1 protein-coding gene is annotated in these 634 nt (G+C 60.3%); it reads right to left on the bottom strand.

The features are described 5' to 3' along the window. Window positions 1–20 precede the first annotated feature (20 nt). A partial coding sequence (locus ACQCVD_RS15480; protein ID WP_426824671.1) for an IS5 family transposase occupies window positions 21–634 on the bottom strand: 614 nt, incomplete at its 5' end.

Here is a 634-nt window from a genome sequence, read left to right as displayed (position 1 = left end):
AGAGATCGCGCGGATAGGGGTCATGGCCGGCGGTCAGGACGGGTCTCCCAGCGGTAGGTGCTCCAGGCCTGCTTGATGAGCCGACGCACAATGATCACCGCGTTAGCTAAAGCAATAAACGCTTCAATGACCCGGACACGGCGTTCGGTGCAGACACTGAGTTTCTTGAAACCCCGGTTATGCCACGAATTCGTCCGCTCCACCACCCACCGGGCCCCGGCCTGCAGCGGCTCACCTTTAGTGCTGATCACCCACCCGCAGCCGAGTTCGGTCAACAGGCTGCGGGTTTTCTTCGAGTCGTACCCGGCATCCAGATGCACCGTGATCTGGTCGGGAAGACGACATCCGAACCGGTCGAGCTTGTCCAACGTCGGATGCAACAACGGTGAGTCGTTCCGGTTGGCTCCAGCCACTACGCACCCGAGCGGAATGCCGTGGCCGTCGACCATCAAAGAACGTTTCGTGCCCTGTTTTCCTCGGTCAACCGGGGATCGCCCGGCTGCTTCACCGCCGCAGGGGGCTTTGACGATGCACCCGTCGACGCTGATGTTGTCCAGGTCGAGGCCGACGATACGGTCATAAGATTCCAGACAGATCTGCTCCAACTCATCAAAGATACCGGCGGTGATCCACT

The sequence above is a fragment of the Corynebacterium halotolerans genome (assembly GCF_050107895.1).
GTDB lineage: Bacteria > Actinomycetota > Actinomycetes > Mycobacteriales > Mycobacteriaceae > Corynebacterium > Corynebacterium halotolerans_B.
The sequence above is the reverse complement of the archived record's forward strand: the minus strand, read 5'-3'. Positions and strand labels throughout refer to the sequence as shown.